Here is a 1,406-nt window from a genome sequence, read left to right on the forward strand (position 1 = left end):
CCGCTCAGTTTGACGGCGTTTCCGGGGAGCCGGCTGCGCCTGGCCCTCAGCTACCGCCCCGACCTGTTCACCCACCACGACATCGAACAGTGGGCCACCCGCCTCCAACGCATCCTGGAAGCATTCACCACCGACACCAACACACCCGCAGCCCGCGTGGACATCCTCTCCCCACAGGAACACGCCGAACTCCAGGCCGAGTGGAACACCACCCCCACCCCCGCACCCTGGACCACCCTCCCCGAACTGATCCAGACCCAGGCCACCCGAACCCCCGACGCCACCGCCGTCGTCTTCGAGGAACAAACCCTCACCTACACCCAACTCAACACCCAGGCCAACCGCCTGGCCCACCACCTCCTCACCAAGGGACTCGGCCCCGAACAGTTCGTCGCCGTCGCCCTCGAACGCTCAGCACAAATGATCGTCACCCTCCTCGCCGTCCTCAAAACCGGCGCCGCATACGTCCCCATCGACCCCAGCTACCCCACCGAACGCATCACCTACATCCTCAACGACGCCACACCCGCACTCACCATCACCACCCGACAAGTCCAACAAAAACTCCCCCCCACCCCCAACACCACCTTCCTCCTCCTCGACGACCTCAACACCAACCCCCACCCCCACACCAACCCCACCGACACCCACCGCCCCACCCCCCTCACACCCACACACCCCGCCTACGTCATCTACACCTCAGGCTCCACAGGACAACCCAAGGGCGTCATCGTCCCCCACCACAACGTCATACGCCTCATGACCGCCACCGACCACTGGTTCCACTTCAACAACCACGACATCTGGACCGTCTTCCACTCCTACGCCTTCGACTTCTCCGTCTGGGAAATCTGGGGCCCCCTCCTCACCGGCGGCCGACTCGTCGTCGTCCCCTTCCACACCAGCAGATCACCCGCCGACTTCCTCGAACTCCTCACCCGCGAAAACGTCACCGTCCTCAACCAAACCCCCTCAGCCTTCTACCAACTCCTCCGCCAGGAAAAAGAAACACCCACCAACGCCCTCACCAACCTCCGCACCGTCATCTTCGGCGGCGAAGCACTCGACCCCAACCAACTCCGCGACTGGTACCACCACCACCCCCACCACGGACCCGACATGATCAACATGTACGGGATCACCGAAACCACCGTCCACGTCACCCACGCCCACCTCACCCCCCACACCCTCGACACCACCCCCGGCAGCACCATCGGCCGACCCATCCCCGACCTCAACCTCTACATCCTCGACAACACCCTCCAACTCACCCCCACCGGAGTCACCGGCGAACTCTACGTAGCCGGCCCAGGCCTCGCCCGCGGCTACCTCAACCGCCCCGCCCTCACCGCCGAACGCTTCCCCGCCAACCCCTACGGCCCCCCCGGCACCCGCATGTACCGCAC

General features: G+C 65.1%; 1 protein-coding gene. It reads left to right on the forward strand.

Features of this window, described 5'->3' with window-relative positions; genetic code table 11:
• The coding region (locus ACIP9H_RS42290; RefSeq protein ID WP_401598061.1) for an amino acid adenylation domain-containing protein at window positions 1-1,406 on the forward strand (1,406 nt) is incomplete at both ends.

Source organism: Streptomyces sp. NPDC088732 (assembly GCF_044751205.1).
GTDB lineage: Bacteria > Actinomycetota > Actinomycetes > Streptomycetales > Streptomycetaceae > Actinacidiphila.